We start from the raw sequence: 19,927 nt of genomic DNA on the forward strand, positions 1-19,927 counted from the left end.
ATGCCCCGGGTTTCGACGGGAGGCAGCTCGCCCTCAGGCCCCCAGCCGGCGCAGCAACGCCATCGCCGCTGCCGGATTGCGCTCCTTGGCGGCGCTGATGAAATAGACGAACACATCACGCTTCCCGGCCCCGGCCTGCTGCGCTGCAAGGTACGGCAGGTCGGCCGGTTGCCCGCCCTGCGCCCATTCGCGCGCACGCGCCGTCCAGCGGTCGAGTTCGGCATCGGGATAGCCGTCGGGGATGTCGCTGCGCGTCTGCATCAGCCGCGCGTAGACGAAGTCGGCGGTGACGTCGGCGAACGATGGATGCTCGGACGAGTCGGTGAACACGCCGGCAAAACCATGCTTGCGCAGCAGCGTCACATAGTCCTGGTCGACGAATGCCGGGTCGCGCACGTCGAGGACATGGCGCAGCCGCCGACCTCCCACTTCGGCAGGAAGCAGGGCGAGGAATTCGGCAAAAACGCCGCGCTGCAGCGGCGGTCCCTGGTCGAATTGCCAGACGATCGGCCCGAGCCGGTCGCCGAGCGAGGCGATGCCGCCGAGGAAGTCCTCGATCTGCGGGCCGGTCTTGACCAGCGTGCGCGACTGCATGATCCGCATCGGCGCCTTGGCCGAGAACAGGAAACCCTCGGGCGTTTCCGCGGCCCACTTGGCGTAGGTCGCCGGTTTCTGCGAACCGTAGAACGTGCCGTTGACCTCGATCGCGCTCAGGTGGCGGCTGGCGTATTCGAGCTCGCGCCGCTGCACCAGACCTTTCGGGTAGAAGTTGTCGCGCCATGGCGCGTAGGTCCAGCCGCCGACACCGGCACGGATGCCATCGACCGCCTTGGGACCGCTGCCGAACTCATCCATCGCTCAGGCGTCCTTCCACGGATCGTAGGTGCCGAACCACCACAGGTGGCCTTCGAGGTCGCGACAGGCGTAACCGCGGCCGCCATAAGGCTGGTCGGCGATGTCGATCACGACCTGCGCGCCGCACTTCGTCGCCTGTGCGTAGTGGGCGTCGGCGTCGACGACGATCACGCAGATGCTCTGCGTGGCGCGCTGTCCGGTTTCGTCGGGATGGATCATCAGCTTCGACCAGTCACCGTCCTTGTTGGCCGAGCCGAGCATGATCATGCCCCTTCCGGTGCCGGTGCCATGGACGAGCTGGGCGTGGAGGACGACATCGCCGTCGGCGTAGACGGCATTGCGCTGGAAGCCGAACGCGTCGCACAGCCAGTCGATGGCCTTGGGGGCGTCGCGGTAGACCAGGGTGGGGATGACCGTGCTGCCGGGGGACATGGCGGGTTCCTCGCGTGGGAACCGGGAGGATAGCGGAAACGAAAGCCCCTCTCCCGCGTGCGGGAGAGGGGTTTGGCGCTTGTGGATCCCCGCCTGCGCGGGGATGACGTTCTGACAAAGCCACGCGCGGAGCGCGTGGGTCAGAACGTCACTTGATCGGTTCGTCCAGCATCATTTCGCGGACGAAACGTACCGGCGGCGCGCCGTACGACAGCACTTGGTCGTGGTAGGCCTTGGCGTTGAACTTGTCACCGAGCTTGGCCTCCACCGCCTTGCGCATGTCGAAGTGCTCCTGCGCGCCGACGAAGTACGTCGGCAGCTGCGCCGAGGTCAGCTGCGCACGCACCCACTTGCCGGCCGCTTCACGCTCCTGCTGGAACGCCTGCTTCGTCATCAGCTCCATCGCCTGCTCGCGGCTCCAGTTGTCCACGTGCACGCCCTGGTCGAGGATCGCGTTGGCGATCGTGCGCAGGTAGAACTTCAGCTGCACCAGGCGGAACAGCGGGTCGTTATCGAGGTAGCCCGCGTCGGCCATCATGTCCTCGGTGTAGACCGCCCAGCCTTCGGCGAACAGGCCCGAACGCAACACCGAACGCAGCGTCGAATGCGACTTGGCCGAATGCGCGCCTTCCAGGTAGTGGCCCGGCATCGCCTCGTGGATCGACAGCAGGTGGATCATGCGGCTGTTGTATTCGCGCAGGAACGAATCGGCCTGCTTGTCGTCCCAGTCGTCGGGAATCGGCGAGATCGCGTAGTAGGTGTCCAGGCCCTTGTCGAGCGGACCGGGCGAATCGCAGTAGGCGACGGCGACGCCGCGCTGGAATTCCGGCATCAGGATGATCTTGACCGGGTCGTTGGGCACGGTGACCAGGTCGTGCTTGCGGGTGAAGTCGGTCGCCTCGGCCAGGGTCTTCTTGGCGAAATCGACCACCTCGTTGCGTGCCGGCTTGTCGGCGTAGGCCAGTTCGAGTGCGGCCTCGATCGCCTTCTGCTGCTGGTCGGCGTTCGGGTTGGCCGGGAGCTCGGGCGCGTTCGGCTTGTCCTTGAGCACGGTCTGGGCGACGGCGTACATCTCGCCGCGCACGCGCTTGAGCTCGGACTCGGCGCGCTGCTTGATCTGCGCACGCGACAGCGAGGAGTTCAGCGAGAACTGCAGCTTCTCGTCATACAGCGTCTGGCCGATGCGGAAGTCGCCCTTGGCGTTGGGCACCAGGGTCTTGTCGAGCCATGTCTGCTGCTCGGCGACGGCCTTGCGCAGGCCGGCGATGGCGGCGTCGAGCTGCTTGCGGTCCTCGCCCTTGAGCTGGTCGGCGTTGGGGACGATGAAGGTGTCGATCAGGCTGAGCACGCCGGCGTTCTGCTTGGCGACGGTCTCGGCGTGGATCGACGGCACCCGTGCCGGGTCCAGGTTCTCGCGCATCTGCGCGTAGATGCCCGGGATCTTCTGCATGCGCGCGGTGGCCGACTTCAGCCGCTGCGGCATCGGCGCGAAGTCGCGCGCCATCAGGTTGTAGATCGCGCCACCGGCCAGGCCGCTGTAGACCTGCGGATCCCAGGCCCAGCTCTGCAGCGTCTCGATGCCCCAGATGTCGCCGCGGATCTGGTTGCGCAGGATCGATGCGTCGATCTGGTTCTCGCGCGAGAGCTTGCTGGTGTCGATCGCATCGAGCTCGGTCAGCAGCTTCTTGCTGAAGTCGACCAGCTTGGTGCGGCCGGCCGCGCTGAGGTCGTCGACCTCGCTGTCGAAGTCGTGCTTGCCGATCTGCGTGGCGCTGACCGGGTTGAGCTGCAGCCAGCCGTCGAGCCAGCGCTGCGAGAGCTCGGCGAAGCGTGCATCGGTGGCGGCATCGGAGGCAGGATTGGCAGGCGCCGTGGCGGCGGTGTCGGCCGGAGCCGGCGGGGTCTGCGGCTGGCAGGCGGCCAGGGTCGCGCTGAGCACGGCGACGGCGAGAAGGGTGGGGCGCAACGAACGCATGGCAGGTCTCGGAACAGGCGGCAGGCCGCGATCCCCCCAGAGTATCGCCAGTGGCGACCCGGCGGCATGGGCCGTTGGTTGAGTCGGGCGCCGACGACCTTGCCGAATCTGTCGCCCTGCCGCCCTGAGTCCTGTCGCGCGACCGGCGTGGCGCGCTAGAGTCGCGGCCAGGAAGACCCCGGGGAGGGGTCGGGGATGGGGGAAGGATGGGCAAGCTCAGGATGGCCGCGGCGCTGCTGCTGGCCGGGTTCAACTGTGCGTGGCCGGCGACCACGTCGGCAGCGTCGCCGGCCGCGCCGGCAGGGCCGGCTGCACCGGCGCTCGACGATTTCCTGCGCCTTGCTCAGTTCGAATCGATGACCCTGTCGCCCCGCGGCGACTACCTGGCCGCGCGGGTGCCGCTGGAAGAGCGAACGGTGATGGTCATCCTGCGCGCAAGCGACCTGAAGATCGTTGCCACGCTGGATCCGGGCAAGGACGGCTTCGTCGACTCCGGATTCTGGGTGTCCGATACGCGCCTGTTCGCATCGGTCTCGATGCGCTTTGGCTCGCTCGAACAGCCTTACCGTTTGCCCAACCAGTACACACTCGATGTCGACGGTCGCAGCGGTCGCGCATTCGAAGGTTATGTGATCGACCCGTTGATCGACGATCCGGAGCACGTGCTGACCGCCGACTGCCGCAAGGTCACCCTCGGCCATTGCTGGACGCGCGTGCGCAAGGCGCGCACCGATGGCCTGGGCCAGCGCGAGGAGATCGTCGATGCGCCGGTGCCGGACGCCGACTTCCTCGCCGACCGTGCCGGCACCGTGCGCTTCAGCTGGAACCGCGACGACGACGATCGCCAGCAGGTCTTCCTGCTGCGCGATGGCCAGTGGCAATCGATCAATGACGAGGCCGTGTCCGGGATCGAAACCACGCCGATCGGCACCAGCTACGACCGCCGTTATGGCTTTCTCTGGAGCGAGCGGCTCAAGGGCGGTGACGTCATCGAACGCATCGACCTGCAGACGGGCGCCCGCGACACCGTGGCCGGCGACGACAACGAGGATCCGCAGGCGCTGGTGTGGTCGTTCGACGGGCACGAGCCGATCGGCGCCGTCTACGGCGGGATGAAGCCGCGCATCGCCTTCTTCGACGAAAGCCATCCGCACGCCGCGCTGTCGCGCGAGCTGATCCAGACGTTCCCCGGCGAGCTGGCGCGCGTGACCAGCGCCAGTCGCGACGGGCGCAAGGTGCTGGTGACGGTGCAGAGCGCGGTAGAGCCTGCGCGCTACTACCTGCTCGAACCGGCCAGTGGCGACATGAAATTGCTGGCGCGGACCCGGCCGTGGCTGCAGGCGGCGTCGATGCGGCCGGTGGAGGCGGTGCGGTTCAAGGCCCGCGATGGCCTTGAAATCGCCGGCTGGCTCAACCGGCCGCAGGGCGACGGATTGCATCCGCTGGTGCTGATGCCGCACGGCGGGCCCTTCGGCGTGTCCGACAGCTGGACCTACAACGACGACGCACAGCTGCTGGCGACGCACGGCTACGCGGTGCTGCGGGTGAACTTCCGCGGCTCCGACGGGCGCGGCCGCAGCTTCGAGGAGGCGGGCTACCGGCAATGGGGGCGCGCCATGCAGGACGACATCACAGACGCCACGCACTGGGCGATCGAGCATGCCGGCGTGGATCCATCGCGCATCTGCATCTGGGGAGAAAGTTACGGCGGCTACGCCGCGCTGATGGGCGCAGTGCGCGAGCCGGGCACGTACCGCTGCGTGATCGGCATGGCCGGCCCCTACGACCTGCCGACCATATTCGATTGGGGCGATACGCACCGCTCGCGATGGGGGCGCACTTACCTCGCCAGGGTCCTCGGCGACGACATGGCGAAGTTGCGCGATGCGTCGCCCTCGGCGCATGCCGACCGGATCGATGCGCGCGTGATGCTGGTGCAGGGCATGCGCGACGACCGCGTGTCGCCACAGCACCTGCGCAAGATGCGCGCGGCACTGGAGGCGCAGGGGATCAGGTTCCGCGGCTATTTCCCGTCAGATGAAACGCACGGATTCTACGACGCGAAGAATCGCAGGAAATACTACGAGACGGTGCTGGAATTCCTCGCCGGCAGCTTCATCGTCGCGCCGTCATGGAGCGCCGGCGATGCCACCGGCGTGGGCGTAGACGTTAAGTAACTCGCCGCGTGCAAATGCCGCCAGGGTGATGCCGGCCGCTTCGGCGGTGCGTATGGCCAGGTCGGTCGGGGCGGAAATGGCCACGACCACGGCGATGCCGGCGGTCGCCGCCTTGTGCACGATCTCGTAGGAGGCGCGCGAGGTGATGACGAGGAATCCGTCCTGCGCACGCAATGGCGGGTCCTGCGCCGCCATCGCGCCGATCAGCTTGTCGAGTGCGTTGTGGCGGCCGACGTCCTCGCGCACCAGCAGCCGCCCGGCATGGGCGAAGCCGGCCGCGTGCACGCCGCCGCTGTGCTGGTTCAGCGGTTGCTGACTGGCAAGGGCGGCCAGTGCGGCCTGGATCGTCGCCATGCCCACCGGCGCGGGCGCGGCAACGCGTGGTACCGGGCGCAGCGCCGCCTGCAACGACTCGACGCCGCACAGACCGCATCCGCTGCGGCCTTCCATCCCGCGACGCCGATCCTGCAGAGCGTCGAAGCGGGCCTGCGGAATGGCCGCGTGCAGGGAAATTCCCTGCTCGTGGCGGACGACATCGACGAGGCGGAACTCGCCCGCGCTGGCGACGATGCCTTCGCTGAGGGCGAAGCCCAGGGCGAAGTCGGGCAGCGATTCGGGGGTGGCCATCATCACCACGAACGGCTCGCCGTTGTACAGCAGCGCCACCGGCGTTTCGACGATGACGCGGTCGTCGTGCGGCGTGCGCGTGTCGCCGCGCAGGCGCAGCGCCTGCACGTCGCTCAGAGGTTCGCTTACACGGTCCCGCATAGTTGCCGCCCCCGCGAGGTGAGCCACAACACGGTGCGCTCGCCATCCTCGCGCGGGTCCACCAGGTCCAGGCCATCGAATCGCGGATCGTTGCCCAGTGCCGACAGCAGGCGCTGCAGTTCGCTCAGGCTCATTCCCAGGCGCTTGGCGACGCGATGGATCGACTGACCGTCCTCCTGCGCGAGCAGTTGCAGCAGCGCCAGGGCGGTGTCCTCGCTCATGCCGCCTGACTCCGGCCAAGGCGCACCGGGATCGATTTCGATGCCGGCGTGCGTGCACGCTCGGCGTGATGATCGAGCGGAACCAGCGCATTGGTCTCGGGGAAGTAACTGGCCAGGCAGCCTTCGGGAATGTCGTACTCGACCAGGCGGAAGGCGGTCACGGTGCGCTCGCCGTCGGCCCATACCGATGTGATGTCGACCAGCTCGCCATCCTGGAAACCCAGGCGCTTGAGGTCGGCGGCATTGATGAAGCAGACCCGACGCAGGCCGTGCACGCCGCGGTAGCGATCGTCGAGGCCGTAGATGGTGGTGTTGTACTGGTCGTGCGAGCGGACGGTCATCAGCGTGAACAGCTTGCCCTCACCCCGATCGCTCTCCTGCTCGCGGGCGCGGGAGTCAGGCGTGAGCGCATGCGTGTGGAACGTCGCCTTGCCGCTGGCCGTCGGAAATTCGCGCTCGCGTCCGGGATGGCGTAGGTGGAAGCCGCCGGAGGCACGCACGCGAGTATTGAAATCCTCGAAGCCATCGATCACGCGGGCGATGCGGTCGCGGATGCGGTCGTAATCCTCGACCAGCCACAGCCACGGCGTGCGGCTGTGCGGCAGGGTCGCCGCCGCCAGGCGCGCCACGATCGCCGGCTCCGACAGCAACTGCTCCGACGCCGGCGGGTTCATGCCCGACGACAGGTGCACCATGCTCATCGAGTCCTCCACCGTCACCGCCTGCGGGCCCGACGCCTGCAGATCGATCTCGGTGCGGCCCAGGCACGGCAGGATCAGCGCCTGGCGCCCGTGCACCAGGTGCGAGCGGTTGAGCTTGGTGCTGACATGCACGGTGAGCTGGCAGCGGCGCAGTGCATCGATCACGCGGGCGCTGTCGGGCGTGGCCGCGGCGAAGTTGCCGCCCATGGCGAAGAACACACCGGCGCGACCGTCGTGCATGGCCTCGATCGCGGCGATGGTGTCGTGGCCATGCGCGCGGGGCGGCTGGAAGTCGAACTCGGCGCCGAGGCGGTCGAGGAATCGCGGCGAGGGTTGCTCGTAGATGCCCATCGTGCGGTCGCCCTGCACGTTGGAGTGGCCACGCACCGGGCACGGGCCTGCGCCGGGCCGGCCGATGTTGCCGCGCAGGAGCAGCAGGTTGGCCAGCATCTGGATCGTGGCGACGCTGCGCGCATGCTGGGTGATGCCCATGCCCCAGCACAGGATCGTCGCCGGGCTGTCGATGTAGGTCTGCGCGGCCTGTTCGAGCTCGGCGCGGCCGAGGCCGGACTCGCGTTCCAGTTCATCCCAGGTTGTTGCGCGCAGCTCGGCGGCGAAGTCGTCGAAGCCACGGGTGTGGGTGGCGATGAAATCGGCATCGACTGCATCGCGCTCGACCACCACCTTGCACAGCGCCGTCGCCACCGCGAGGTCGCCGCCTATGCGGGGCTGGTGGTACTCCGAGGCGATGCGCGTGCCGCTGCCGCCGAGCATGTCGGCCGGCGATTGCGGGTTGGCGAAGCGTTCCAGTCCACGCTCGCGCAGCGGGTTGAACACCACGATGCGGCAGCCGCGGCGCGCCGCGGTGCGCAGCTCGCCGAGCATGCGCGGATGGTTGGTGCCGGGGTTCTGGCCGAAGATGAAGATCGCATCGGCGTGCTCGAAATCCTCGAGCGTGACAGAGCCCTTGCCGCTGCCGAGCTGCTCGGTCAGCGCCACGCCTGACGCTTCGTGGCACATGTTCGAGCAATCGGGCAGGTTGTTGGTCCCGTACTCGCGCACGAACAGCTGGTACAGGAAGGCGGCCTCGTTGGAGGTGCGGCCGGACGTGTAGAAGATCGCCTCGTCGGGCGAGGGCAGGGCGTTGAGCGCTTCGGCCACCAGCGCGAATGCGCCGTCCCAATCGAGCGGCCGGTAGTGGTCGCTGGCCGGGTCATAGATCATCGGCTCGGTCAGGCGGCCCTGTGCTTCGAGCAGGCGGTCTTCCCACTGCGCCAGTTCGCTGACGCTGTTGGCGGCGAAGAATTCCCGCGTTACCCGTTTCGAGGTGGCTTCGTTGGCGACCGCCTTGACCCCGTTTTCGCAGAACTCGAACGTCGAGTGCACGTTGCGGTCGGGCCAGGCACAACCCGGGCAGTCGAACCCGCGCGGCTGGTTGGCGCGCAACAGGGTGTTGGCGCCCCTCACCAGCACCTGCTGCTCGCGCAGGGCATGCCAGGAGCTCCTGAGCGCATCCCAGCCGCCGGCAGGCTTGTCGTAGGGGTCGATGGGTTTGTTGTCGGTCATCGCTGCAGTGATCGTGTGCCGGCGGTCAGCCCGCATGCGCCGATGATAGGCCGGTTGTGGCAACAGGCACGCATCCGCTCGTGGCATAGTCGCGCCGTTCATTCGACGAGGGGCGGGGATGCCGAACATGGCGCGGAACGGAATGCGGCTCGGGGTCCTGTTGCCAGCCCTGCTGGCGATGCTGGTCGCACTGGTGGCCTGCAGTGAAAAGCGTGACGCAATGGACGCCGGCGGGTCGGCCTCGGCGCGGCCCACTGCCAACCGTGCCGGATCGATGCTGGCCTATGAACACGATGTCTCGATCTGGCTGGCGGCCGAACAGATTCCGCAGCGGCTGAAGACGGTCCAGGACGCCTGCAACAGCCAGCGCCTGGGCGACTGCACGGTACTCGACGTCGATCAGCAGGCCGGCGACTCGCCCAACGCCAGCCTGACCGTGCGTGTGGCACCGGCCGGTGTCGAACCGCTGGTTGCGATGGCCGGCAAGGATGGCGAAGTCGGCCACCGCCGCACCCATGCCGAAGACCTGGCCGTTGCGGTGCGCGACAACGACCTGCAGCGGCAGCGCCTGCAGAACGAACGCAGCCAGCTCCAGGCCTTCCAGCAACGCCGCGACCTAGCCGTGGCCGACATGATCGCGCTGTCGCGGCAGTTGGCCGATGTCGACGCGCAGTTGCAGGCGGCCGAGCAGGAAGGGGCGCAGCACCGCATGCGCATCGACACGCAGAAGCTGACGATCTCGTTCTTCCCGCCATCGTCACAAAGCGGTCGCGGCGAGATTGGCCAGGCGCTGCGCGATTTCGGCCAGACGCTGGCCGTGGGCACGGCGTGGACGATCCGCGCCGCCGCATTCCTGATCCCGCTGGCGGTCGTGCTGTTGATCGCGGCCTGGGCATGGCGGCGACTGCGCCGTCGGGGAGGGTATTGAGATGTGGCGTACACGTGCGTCTATCACGCTGCTGTTGTTGCTGTCGTCGATCCCGGTGGCTGCCAATGCGGAGGCGTGCCCGCCCGCGGGCTGGGGCCGCGACCGGCTTGAAGCCTTGAGGCAATCTCAGTTCGCGCTTGCCGATGCCGGTGAACGCGCCACGCTCGCCATGGGTCTGCTCGACTGCCTCGGCGAAACCGACCCGCAACTGCGCGACGGCATCGCCTTCGAAGGCCTGTCGGCATGGATGCGCAAGGGCGAACTGACGCCTGAAACGCTGCGACCGATGCGCGAACGTCTGTACGCGATGCTCGCCGAGCCCGACCCTGCCGGCGTGCGCTGGCCGTTCGCGGCGCTGGTGCTGTCGGAGGTGGCGCGCACCGATCGCATCGCGGCGTGGATGACCCCGGCCGAGCGCGCGACGATGGTGGTGCGCGCGAGCGTGTACTTCGAGTCGGTGCGTGACTACCGCGGCTTCGAGCCGGACGTCGGCTGGCGCCACGGCGTTGCCCACGGTGCCGACTGGCTGATGCAGCTGAGCCTGAATCCGGCGCTGGACGCGCCGCAGATGAATCGCATCGTCGACGCGGTCGCGGTGCAGGTCGTTCCAGCCAGTGCCCACGCCTACGTCTTCGGCGAGCCGCAGCGGATGGCGGCGCCGGTGCTGTATGCCGCGCAGCGCGGCATCCGCGACGAGGCGGCCTGGTCGGCCTGGTTCGCCGCCCTGCTGCCGCGCGTGGGCGATCCGTCGCTGGCCTGGCGCGACAGCGCATGGCTGGCGCGCCGCCACGATCTGAACGCGTTCCTGGAAGCGCTCTACGTCGAGGCCGACCTGTCGCAGGACAAAGGCGTGAAAGCACTGCTGCCCGGGATCGCCACGGCCCTCAAGGCGTTGCCCTGAGGCCACAGGCCGATCCGCGCGGTCAGTCCTCCTCGGTGTCGAATTCCACCAGCACGTCGAGGTCGAAGGCGAGCGCCTCGACCGCGTCGCGCACGCGTGCAGCGGTCGCCAGGTTGGGCGCCTCTATCTCGAGCGCGTGCTGGCCCGGACCCTGGTCGTCGATTAGGCCGGCGGAACTGGAATCGTCGTCGTCCAGGTGCGACATCAGGTCATCGACCTCTTCGATGTGCTCGATGCCGTCCAGGCTCGTGAGGAGGTTGCTGATGGCGCGGACACTGTCGTCGCTGCCTGTCACTCGAAGACGCATCAAGGGCATGGCGCGGACCTTGCGGTGGGGGACGCTGGCAGGCTATTGAGCGGCGGGATAAGACCGCGTGATGGCGCGCCGGTTGCGCACCGGTTGCGCCAGGATGTCACGACGATGGAGTAGGGTTGCCGGCATGGATACCAGGACCCCACCGGCCGGCGTTACCCTGCGACCGCTGGAGCGCGGCGACCTGCATTTCGTCCACGTGCTCAACAACAACCGCAGCGTGATGGGCTACTGGTTCGAGGAACCGGACGAATCGTATGATCTCGCCCGAACAGCAGGGACCCATGCTTCCCCGGGCGCGATCAGCCCTTCTTGGTCTTCGGCTTCGCCTTGGCCTTCGGCGCCGGCGCCGGCTTCACCGGCTTCGCCGGCGGTGCACGCGTGGGCAGCGGCACGTTGCACAGGTCGATGTGCCCGGCCATGTGCTTGTACCACTCGTCGCGACGGTTGCGCCGCGACTCGACCAGGTCGGTGAACAGCGGCGTGTCGGTGCGCAGCAACTCGATGGCCTCGCGATCCTTCTTCGGCACATCGGCGGCCAGGCGCACCGAGCGGATCGGCGTGCGCTGTGCCGGGTTCTCATAGAACCCCAGCGGGCCGGTGCCGCGCGGCAGCACCGACAGCAGCTCGATGCCCTTGATGACGCGGCCGACGACGGTGATGTTGCGGTCGAGCTGGCGCGGCGACTGGCCGGTCACCACATACAGTTCGGTGGCGTTGCTGGAATCGGCGGCGACATCGCGGCCGGCGCCGACGGTGCCGTAGCAATGCGCCATCCAGGCCGCGTTGGTGGCCGGATCGCGGCCGGCCGGGAAGCCGTTGGAGAAGCCGACCTCCGGTGCCCATCCATCGCTGTCGGGCAGGCGGTCGAAGGCCAGGCCATCGGCCTTGCGTGCGAACTCCGCCGGCAGCTTGGGCTTGGTGCCGCGGCCCATCGGCTTGCGGTCCTTGTCCTCTTCGGCCGGGTCGCCCCACTGCACGACGAAGTTGTCCTGCGAACGGTTGATGCTCATCCCGTTCCAGTAGCCGTTCTTGGCCATCGCGCGGATGTTGGCGACGTGGGCCGGGGCGAAGGCCGGGGCCAGCTCTATCACGACACGGCCGCTGTCGAGGTCGACGTACAGCGTGTTCTTCGGGTCAGGCACGCGCCAGTCCGACGGCGCCGATGCATCGATGATCTCCTGCATCGAACGGACCTTCGCTGCCGGTGCTGCCGGCTCCGGGTCGGCGGCAACGGCAGGAATGGCAGTCATTGCGGCAAGCAGCGCCGACGACAGCACGGCATTGCGCCACATACGCGACTTCATTGGCTTCGACACGATGGAACCCCCGGAGATGAACAGGCCGATTCTGGCCCAGCACCCGCGCCACCACCAGCCCTTTCGGCTGCGCTGGCGCGCCGATGGTCAGGATATCGACCGGGGTCGCAGATCGATCAGGACGATGCGCCGTTGGAGGCTCGCTTGCGCGTTGCCTTCTTGGCGGTCTTCTTCGTTGCCTTTGTTGCAACCTTCTTCGTCGCCTTGCGGGCGGCTTTCTTCGTGGCCTTCTTTGCCGCCTTCTTTGCCGGCCGTTTCGCGGCTTTCTTCGTCGCCTTCTTCGTCGCCTTCTTCGCGGTCTTGCGGCCGGAGCCGGACTTCTTGCCGCCGCCGTCCTGCTTGTTGACCGTCGCCCAGGCGATGCGCTCGGCCGCCTCTTCGGAGCGGCCCTGCTGGCGCTCGCTGTCTTCGATGTGTTCGGCCTGGCGCTTCTGCTTGTCGGTGTAGGCGGACTTGTCACCCCGTGGCATCGCGATGCTCTCCTCGCCGCCTGCAGTGCGGCGCAGGCCATGCATAACAGGGTGGCGGTGGAGGCGGCGGCAAGGGCCTGAACGGGGGTATTACTAATGGCAGGTTCTGTATATAGAACTTGATAGTAGTGTTGCCACCAGCATAGCGGGGCCCCCGACCCGCACGACTCCGTGGACACCGCGCCATGACCGATCTCGACATCCAGCTGCGCAAATTCCAGAAGGAGCTCAGTGCCGGCACCGTGTCGCTGGTGCTGCTGGCAGTGCTGGCCGGGGCGAGTGAGCCGATGTACGGCTACCAGATCGCCAAGCGCCTGGAACGCACCGAGGGCGTCCTGAGCGGCAAGCAGAGCGCGCTGTACCCGGTGTTGCGCAACCTCGGTGCCGCCGGCCTGCTCGACAGCCACGTCGAGCCGTCGATGGCGGGACCACCCCGTCGTTACTACCAGATCACCGAAGCTGGCCGTGCGGTCCTGCAGGAATGGGTCACCGCCTGGCGCGCCACCCGTGATTCCGTCGATACCGTCCTCGAAGGACCTGACAAATGAACGCGTTCAATTCCAGCAGCGCCGGCCTGCCGACCACGATCCCCGAGTACCTCGAACACCTGCGCCGTTCCCTTGCCGGGGCCGATCCGGCGCTTGTGCAGGACGCGTTGTACGACGCCGAGGAATACCTGCGTTCGGAACTGGCCGAGAACCCCGGCAGGACCGAGGCCGAGGTGATCGTGGCAGTCGCCAGCAGCTATGGCGCGCCGGAGGAGGTCGCCGACATCTATCGCGATACCGAGGTCAAGGTGCAGACCGCATTGCGACCGCCGGCGCCGCCGCCGCGCAAGTCGATGCTGGGCCAGTTCTTCGGCGTGATCGCCGAGCCGCGCACGTACGGTGCGCTGTTCTACATGCTGCTGTCGCTGGCCACCGGCATCTTCTACTTCACCTGGGTGGTGACGGGCATCTCGATGTCTGCCGGCCTTGGCGTGCTGATCATCGGCATCCCGTTCGTGATCCTGTACTTCGGCTCGGTGAAGATGCTGTCGCTGGTCGAGGGCCGCATCGTCGAGACCATGCTGGGCGAGCGCATGCCGCGCCGGCCGCTCTATGGCAGCCGCGGCCAGCCGTTGCTGGAGCGCATCAAGGACCTCTTCATCGATCCGCGCACGTGGGCGACGCAGCTGTATTTCCTGATGATGCTGCCGCTGGGGACCTTGTACTTCACGGTGACGGTGGTCGGCCTGACCGTGTCGCTGTCGATGATTGCCGCGCCGATCGCACTGCTGCTGGGATTGGGCTCGCACCTGTACGTCGACGACATCATGGTGTTCGGCGCATCCGAGCCGTGGCTGTGGCCGCTGGTGATCGTCGGTGGCGTGCTGCTGCTGTTCGCAACGATGCACCTGGTGCGCCTGTTCGGGCAGCTGCATGGCCTGCTGGCCAAGCACATGCTGGTCAAGACGGCGCAGTACAGCTGAGGCTGTAGCAGCAAGGGCAAATGGATCCCGGCGTTCGCCGGGATGACGGACGACCAATGGATCCCGGCGTTCGCCGGGATGACGATCGACCACCGTCATTCCCGCGAAGGCGGGAACCCAGCGTCTTACGCGACGTCCACCGTGGTTTCAGCCGGAACCGCATAGCGGGCAATGAACTCGCGCACCTGCGGATAGACCTCGGTGCGCCAGCGGCGGCCGCTGAAGATGCCGTAATGGCCGGCGCCCTTGACGGTGAGATGTTCGCGATCGGCCTCCGACACGCCGGTGCACAGCGTGTGCGCAGCACGCGTCTGGCCCTGGCCGGAGATGTCGTCGAGCTCGCCCTCGATGGTCAGCAGGGCGGTGCCGTGGATGCGCGACGGATCGACCCGTTCGCCGTTGACGTCCCACAGGCCGCGCGGCAGCAGGTGCTCCTGGAACACGATGCGCACGGTCTGCAGGTAATACTCGGCCGGCATGTCGAGCACCGCGTTGTACTCGTCGTAGAAGCGGCGATGCGCGGCGGCATCGTCGAGGTCGCCCTTGACCAGGTCCTGGTAGTAGTCCCAGTGCGAGGTGAAGTGGCGCTCGGGGTTCATCGCCACGAAGCCGGCGTGCTGCAGGAAACCCGGGTAGACGCGACGGCCATGGCCCGGATAGTTCGGCGGCACATGATGGATCAGGTTGTTCTCGAACCACGACAGCGGCTTGTCGGTGGCCAGGTCGTTGACCCTGGTCGGGTTCTGGCGGGTGTCGATCGGGCCGCCCATCATCACCAGCGAACGCGGCGTGTCCTCGCCGCGCGCAGCCATCAGCGACACCGCCGCCAGCACCGGCACCGTCGGCTGGCACACGCTGATCACGTGCAGCGACTTCGCGCCGATGTGGCGAATGAACTCTTCGATGTAGGCGACGTAGTCGTCGAGCGAGAACGCGCCGTCGCTGGCCGGCACCATGCGCGCGTCGACCCAGTCGGTGATGTAGACCTTGTGGTCGCGCAACAGGGTGCGCACGGTGTCGCGCAGCAGCGTGGCGTGATGGCCCGACAGCGGCGCCACGACCAGCACCGGCGGATCGTCCTTGAGGTCCTTGAGGTTGCCGGCGTCGTCGGCATAGCGCTTGAAGCGCAGCAGCCGGCAGAACGGCTTGCGCAGCATTTCGCGTTCGACCACCGGGTAAGCGACGCCTTCGATGTCGATCGAATGGATGCCGAACTCGGGCTTCTCGTAGTCCTTGCCGATCCGGTACATCAATTCATAACCGGCGGCGACCTGGGCCGCGCCGGGCAACGACCCCATCCACCCGCCATTGGCGCCGAACATCTTGGCGCTCGCTTCGGCCCAGTAAGTCATCGGGGCCATCCAGGCGCGTCCAAGCTCGTGCATCTGATAGAGCATTCGTCGAATCCGGTTATCGATCAGGGCGGGGTGGTGCGTCGAAGGCATGCCTGCATGCTGCATCGCAGCATAGCGGATCGGTCCAATGGCTGGATGAATTGGCGGGAAAGCCCGTCAGGACGCGCTTCAGACGGGGCGCTCCAGGGCCACCAGGCGGTCGGCGAGCGCAGGCGACAACCACAGATGCGAGCCGAGCGCGATCAGGCCCAGGGCCTGGAAGCGCTGGCGATAGAAGCGCGCGGGCCGCTGCTTGAAATCGTCGTTGTCGCCGTCGGTCTCGTCCTCGCGGGTGAAGGTTTCCAGGAATGCGACGCCGCCGCACAACCCGGCCAGCGCGGGAAGGCCGCGGTCGAGTTCGCGGGTATCGAGGTAATGCATGACGTCGCTGCAGACCAGCAGGTCCACAGGCGGGCACGGACGCAGGTGCTGGAAGTCGCCGAAGCGGGCGAAGTGCAGATTGCGGCGCGCGCCATGGCGGGCGATCGCGTACTGGCTGCTGTCGAACCCCAGGTATTGCAGCTTCGGCCGCAGCTTGAGCAGCGGCGCGCGCCAGGCGCCCTCGCCACAGCCGATGTCGAGGACGCTGCGGATCGGCCGTTCCAGGTGGTACTCGGCGGTGGCCACGGCAAGGGCGACCTTGCGTGCAAGGCGCGCACCGCTGCCCACGGCGTGGTCCTTGCTGGCGGCCTTGCGGTACCAGCGATCGAAGTAACTCTGGTCGTACTGCTTGCTCATCGTCTGGATGGATTGCGACCGGCGCGGGACGGGGCATCGTAACCGGACGGTGGATCCCCGCGTACGCCGGCATGACGCAGATCGGGTATGCCATCCTATTGCCCGCATTTCGGAGCAGAACCCATGGCCTATCTCTGGACCAAGACCGCCCACCTCGTGTTCGTAATGGCCTGGATGGGCGGCGTGTTCTACCTGCCGCGGATCCTGGTCAACATCGCCGAGGCCGGCGACGACGCGGCGGTGCGCGCGCGGCTGGTGCTGATGGGCAAGCGCCTGTATCGCTTCGGCCACATCATGTTCGGCCTGGCTTTCGTGCTCGGCCTGACGCTGTGGCTGCACTTCGGGATCAGCGGCGGCTGGCTGCACGCCAAGCTCGCGCTGGTCGCGGTGATGCTGGCGTACTTCATCGTCGCCGGGCGCTGGCTCAAGGGCGTGGACGCCGGTCGCGCACTGCCTTCGTCGAAGGCACTGCGCTGGTTCAACGAGTTGCCGGTGTTGCTGCTGGTGGCGATCGTGTACCTGGTGATCGCCAAGCCATTCTGATCAGGCCGCGACGGCGGGCCGGCCTCAGCGGAACTTCGCCGGGTCCGGCAGCGTCACCGGCACGCCGTGCGGATCGCAGTCGCCGGCCTTGCACAGGCCATCGCGCAGCTTCGGCATCGCCTGCAGCATGAAGTGGAAGATCGCGTTCTGCTCGACGCTGCCGCGCACGGCATCGCTGCCGGGGCCGCGCGCCCAGATGCCGACGTCGTCGCCGCCGTGCGATTCCGAGCTCATCGGTACAAGCGCCTCCTGCAGGTAGTCGGGATCCTCGGTGTCGACGTTGCGAAGGTTCGGGCGACCGCGCTTGGGAACCTGCACGCCGCTGACGGTGTGCTGGAACTTCTTCGGTCCTTCGCCCTGCTGCGCGCTCGCGCCGACATAGCCCGGGCCGTTGCTGTAGCTGAGCGTGGTGTAGGGCAGGCCCTGTGAGTCGAGGGCATAGTCGCCGGCTTCGCCTTCCTCGCCGCTGGCGCCACGGACCTTGCCGAGGATCGGATTGCCGCGCACCGGGTAGCCGACGAAGCTCAGCGTGTGCGAGTGGTCGGCCGTGACCAGGACCAGCGTGTCGTCGGCCGAGGTCGCATCGACGGCAGCCTGCACCGCTTCGCTCAGGGCGATGGTGTCGGTCAGGGCGCGGTAGGCGTTGCCGTAGTGGTTGGCATGGTCGATGCGGCCGCCTTCGACCAGCAGCACGTAGCCGTTGGGGTTGTGCTGCAGGCGCGCGATCGCGGCGCGGGTCATCTCGGTCAGCGTCGGCTCGCCGGCGCCGTCCTTCGGACGGTCGTAGGAGAACTGCATGTGGTCGGGTTCGAACAGGCCCAGCAGCGGGCCCTGCATCGGCGCGGCGGCGAACTGCTGGGCATTCCAGACGTAGTTGCCGTCCGGGTGGCGCTGCTTCCATTGCGCGATCAGGTCGCGGCCGTCGAGGCGCTGGCCGACCTTGTCGTCGTACTCGGGATCGGACTGCTGCGCGGTCATGAACTCGCCGCGGCCGCCGCCCATCAGCACGTCGGGGCCGTTGCCGTAGGGCGTTTCGATCAATTGCCGGGCGATGTCGAGGCAGCCGGCGGCCTTGGCGTCGTCGGGCAGGTCGGTGTCGTTTTCCCAGTTGCGGTCGGCCGAGTGGGTGAACGTCGCGCCGGGCGTGGCATGGGTGACGCGGGTGGTGGTGACCACGCCGGTGCCCAGGCCCTGGCTGGCGGCCAGTTCCCATAGCGTCAGCACCGGTGCCTGCAATGCCTGCGAACAGTTATCGCGCGCTGCCTGCTGGCCGATGCTGAGCACGCCGGCGCGGGTCTTCACGCCGGTGGCCATGGCGCTCATCGTGCCGGCCGAATCGGGCGTCTGCGAGTTGGTGTTGTAGGTCTTGCTCAGTGCCGTGGCCGGGAAGCGCTCCCAGCTCAGCCGGTTCTCCTCGCCGGAGCCGCCCTTGCGCTGGCCATCGAGGATGCGCGCGGCGGCGACGGTGGTCAGGCTCATGCCGTCGCCGACGAACAGGATCACGTTCCGGGCCTTGCCCGACATCGCACCGCGCTGCGCCGCCTGGGCCGCGCCGTCGCGGAACCACCAGGCCGGCGTCTCGCCGCCGGGGCGCTGGATGGTGGGCACCTCGACGTTCAGCGGCGTCGATGCGCTTTCGCTGCGCACGCCCTGGCTGGAGCATGCGCTGGCGAGCAGGGTGAGGGCGGCAGTCAGGCAAACACTGGACAGTCGGGGCATGGGCACGTGGCGTCGACAGGCAAACCGCGATTATGCAGGGCGTTATTGCAGTGCTGGGACACCGGCGTTGCATTCACGGGGTCGCAGGCCTGTCCGGGCTGGGATATCGTGCAAAACCGACAAGCAAGGCAAAGCGAAGGTCTCGATGAAGGTGGTTTCGGCCTGGCTCCGCATCCCGTTCTGGCAGCGCGTACTGGCCGGATTCGTCCTGGGTGCGTTCGCCGGTTGGCTGTTCGGCCATTCCGCCGAAACCTGGTTCGGTCCGCTCGGCACGATCTACGTCAACGGCATCAAGATGATCGCCGTGCCGCTGGTGTTCTTCGCGGTGATGAACGCCATCAGCAGCCTGCACGGGCAGAAGTCCGTGGCGGCGCTGGGCGGGCGCACGTTTATCTGGTTCGCGATCACCGCCGCGCTGGCGGTCTGTGTCGGCTTGTCGATGGGCTGGTTGCTGCAGCCCGGACATGGCCTGGCCGGTCTGACGGTGGCGCCGGACTACACCGTGCGCGAAGTGCCGACGCCGACGCAGGTGCTGCTCGATGTCATCCCGACCAATCCGTTCAAGGCGCTCAGCGACGGCAAGATCCTGCAGGTGATCGTGTTCGCCGGCCTGCTCGGTTTCGCCATGGTCAGGCTCGGCGAGCGCACGGCCAACCTGCGCAAGCTGGCCGCCGAGGCAAGCGACGCGATGGTGCAGGTCACCCGCTTCGTGCTGGAACTGACCCCGCTGGGGACCTTCGGGCTGATCGCCTCGCTGGTCGGCGCCTACGGCTTCGAGAAGCTGCTGCCGCTGGGCACGTTCGTGTTCGCGCTGTACCTGGCGTGCGCGCTGCACATCGTCTTCGTCTACGGCAGCCTGTTGCTGCTGCACGGGCTCAATCCGCTCAAGTTCTTCCGCGGTGCGGCGCCGGGCATGCAGGTCGCGTTCGTGGCCTCGTCGAGTTTCGCGGCGATGCCGGCGGCGATCCGCTCGGTCACCCACAACCTCGGCGTCGACCGCGACTACGCCGCATTCGCGGTGCCGCTGGGCGCGAGCATCAAGATGGACGGCTGCGGCGCGATCTATCCGGCGCTGACGTCGATGTTCGTCGCCCAGTACTTCGGCCTGCACCTGGAGCCGAGCCAGTACTTCACCATTCTCATAGCCTCCGTGCTGGGCAGCTTCGGCACCGCCGGCGTGCCGGGCACGGCGATCGTGATGGTGACGCTGGTGCTGTCGGCGGCCGGCTTGCCGCTGGAAGGCATCGGCTACCTGGTGGCGATCGACCGCGTGCTCGACATGATGCGCACGATGACCAACGTCACCGGGCAGATGCTGGTGCCGGTGCTGGTGGCCAAGGAAACCGGGCTGCTCGATCGCGAGGTCTATGAGGCGGCGTCGAGCAACCTGGGCATCGCCGAGGGCGAGAAGGCCGAGATCGGCCGGCTTTGATGCG

General features: G+C 67.7%; 18 protein-coding genes and 1 pseudogene. 7 read left to right on the plus strand and 12 right to left on the minus strand.

Annotated features, from left to right (window positions below):
* Window positions 1-33: 33 nt before the first annotated feature.
* The 3 genes from AC1DER_RS15220 to AC1DER_RS15230 form a co-directional block, all read right to left on the minus strand.
* Window positions 34-855 (minus strand): DUF72 domain-containing protein, encoded by an 822-nt coding sequence (locus AC1DER_RS15220; RefSeq protein WP_477246409.1) that lies wholly within the window; start codon window positions 853-855, stop codon window positions 34-36.
* Window positions 856-858: 3 nt separating this feature from the next.
* Window positions 859-1,287 (minus strand): VOC family protein, encoded by a 429-nt coding sequence (locus AC1DER_RS15225; protein ID WP_477246407.1) that lies wholly within the window; start codon window positions 1,285-1,287, stop codon window positions 859-861.
* 148 nt (window positions 1,288-1,435) lie between these two features.
* Window positions 1,436-3,253, minus strand: a complete 1,818-nt coding sequence (locus AC1DER_RS15230; RefSeq protein ID WP_477246443.1) for a DUF885 domain-containing protein — start codon at window positions 3,251-3,253, stop codon at window positions 1,436-1,438.
* A 215-nt stretch (window positions 3,254-3,468) separates the two neighbouring features.
* Between AC1DER_RS15230 and AC1DER_RS15235 the strand changes: the two genes are divergently transcribed.
* Complete coding sequence (locus tag AC1DER_RS15235; RefSeq protein WP_477246405.1) at window positions 3,469-5,439, plus strand: alpha/beta hydrolase family protein; 1,971 nt, start codon at window positions 3,469-3,471, stop codon at window positions 5,437-5,439.
* On the opposite strand, the gene fdhD is transcribed toward AC1DER_RS15235, so the two are convergent.
* The 3 genes from fdhD to AC1DER_RS15250 are packed head-to-tail and all read right to left on the minus strand — an operon-like array spanning window position 5,392 to window position 8,695.
* Window positions 5,392-6,207, minus strand: a complete 816-nt coding sequence (gene fdhD, locus AC1DER_RS15240) for a formate dehydrogenase accessory sulfurtransferase FdhD (RefSeq protein ID WP_441817478.1) — start codon at window positions 6,205-6,207, stop codon at window positions 5,392-5,394. The two genes, AC1DER_RS15235 and fdhD, sit on opposite strands and share 48 nt — an antisense overlap.
* Window positions 6,192-6,428: a helix-turn-helix domain-containing protein gene (locus tag AC1DER_RS15245; RefSeq protein ID WP_477246403.1), complete on the minus strand. Its 237-nt coding sequence runs from the start codon at window positions 6,426-6,428 to the stop codon at window positions 6,192-6,194. Before AC1DER_RS15245 ends, fdhD begins: the two co-directional genes overlap by 16 nt.
* A complete protein-coding gene (locus AC1DER_RS15250; RefSeq protein WP_477246401.1) occupies window positions 6,425-8,695 on the minus strand; it encodes an FdhF/YdeP family oxidoreductase in 2,271 nt (756 codons plus the stop codon). Before AC1DER_RS15250 ends, AC1DER_RS15245 begins: the two co-directional genes overlap by 4 nt.
* Window positions 8,696-8,822: 127 nt before the next feature.
* Here AC1DER_RS15250 and AC1DER_RS15255 point away from each other — a divergent pair, with 127 nt between their 5' ends.
* Window positions 8,823-9,623 carry a DUF4349 domain-containing protein gene (locus AC1DER_RS15255; protein ID WP_441817475.1) on the plus strand — a complete coding sequence of 267 codons (801 nt, stop codon included), beginning with the start codon at window positions 8,823-8,825 and terminating at the stop codon, window positions 9,621-9,623.
* Between the two features lies 1 nt (window position 9,624).
* Window positions 9,625-10,524, plus strand: a complete 900-nt coding sequence (locus tag AC1DER_RS15260) for a DUF2785 domain-containing protein (RefSeq protein ID WP_477246399.1) — start codon at window positions 9,625-9,627, stop codon at window positions 10,522-10,524.
* Window positions 10,525-10,546: 22 nt separating this feature from the next.
* Here AC1DER_RS15260 and AC1DER_RS15265 read toward each other — a convergent pair whose 3' ends face one another.
* From AC1DER_RS15265 to AC1DER_RS15275, 3 genes and pseudogenes are all read right to left on the minus strand, one after another.
* Complete coding sequence (locus AC1DER_RS15265; protein WP_241918785.1) at window positions 10,547-10,840, minus strand: hypothetical protein; 294 nt, start codon at window positions 10,838-10,840, stop codon at window positions 10,547-10,549.
* Window positions 10,841-11,139: 299 nt separating this feature from the next.
* The gene (locus AC1DER_RS15270) at window positions 11,140-12,144 is read right to left on the minus strand and encodes a peptidylprolyl isomerase (RefSeq protein WP_477246396.1); all 1,005 of its coding nucleotides are present in this window, start codon (window positions 12,142-12,144) and stop codon (window positions 11,140-11,142) included.
* 134 nt (window positions 12,145-12,278) lie between these two features.
* A pseudogene (locus AC1DER_RS15275) lies at window positions 12,279-12,626 on the minus strand (HupB); the annotation flags it as partial.
* 185 nt (window positions 12,627-12,811) lie between these two features.
* On the opposite strand from AC1DER_RS15275, the gene AC1DER_RS15280 reads away from it, so the two are divergent.
* Window positions 12,812-13,174, plus strand: a complete 363-nt coding sequence (locus AC1DER_RS15280) for a PadR family transcriptional regulator (protein ID WP_477246394.1) — start codon at window positions 12,812-12,814, stop codon at window positions 13,172-13,174.
* The gene (locus tag AC1DER_RS15285; protein WP_477246392.1) at window positions 13,171-14,097 is read left to right on the plus strand and encodes a sensor domain-containing protein; all 927 of its coding nucleotides are present in this window, start codon (window positions 13,171-13,173) and stop codon (window positions 14,095-14,097) included. Before AC1DER_RS15280 ends, AC1DER_RS15285 begins: the two co-directional genes overlap by 4 nt.
* Window positions 14,098-14,222: 125 nt before the next feature.
* On the opposite strand, the gene AC1DER_RS15290 is transcribed toward AC1DER_RS15285, so the two are convergent.
* Both AC1DER_RS15290 and AC1DER_RS15295 read right to left on the minus strand, forming a co-directional pair.
* A complete protein-coding gene (locus tag AC1DER_RS15290; protein WP_477246390.1) occupies window positions 14,223-15,494 on the minus strand; it encodes a polyhydroxyalkanoate depolymerase in 1,272 nt (423 codons plus the stop codon).
* Window positions 15,495-15,620: 126 nt separating this feature from the next.
* Window positions 15,621-16,229: a class I SAM-dependent DNA methyltransferase gene (locus tag AC1DER_RS15295; RefSeq protein WP_477246388.1), complete on the minus strand. Its 609-nt coding sequence runs from the start codon at window positions 16,227-16,229 to the stop codon at window positions 15,621-15,623.
* Window positions 16,230-16,352: 123 nt separating this feature from the next.
* Between AC1DER_RS15295 and AC1DER_RS15300 the strand changes: the two genes are divergently transcribed.
* The gene (locus AC1DER_RS15300; protein WP_441817466.1) at window positions 16,353-16,772 is read left to right on the plus strand and encodes a CopD family protein; all 420 of its coding nucleotides are present in this window, start codon (window positions 16,353-16,355) and stop codon (window positions 16,770-16,772) included.
* A gap of 24 nt (window positions 16,773-16,796) precedes the next feature.
* On the opposite strand, the gene AC1DER_RS15305 is transcribed toward AC1DER_RS15300, so the two are convergent.
* A complete protein-coding gene (locus AC1DER_RS15305; protein WP_477246386.1) occupies window positions 16,797-18,491 on the minus strand; it encodes an alkaline phosphatase in 1,695 nt (564 codons plus the stop codon).
* A gap of 145 nt (window positions 18,492-18,636) precedes the next feature.
* Here AC1DER_RS15305 and AC1DER_RS15310 point away from each other — a divergent pair, with 145 nt between their 5' ends.
* The gene (locus tag AC1DER_RS15310; RefSeq protein WP_477246384.1) at window positions 18,637-19,923 is read left to right on the plus strand and encodes a dicarboxylate/amino acid:cation symporter; all 1,287 of its coding nucleotides are present in this window, start codon (window positions 18,637-18,639) and stop codon (window positions 19,921-19,923) included.
* Window positions 19,924-19,927 lie beyond the last annotated feature (4 nt).

Source organism: Lysobacter sp. 05T417, assembly GCF_056396405.1.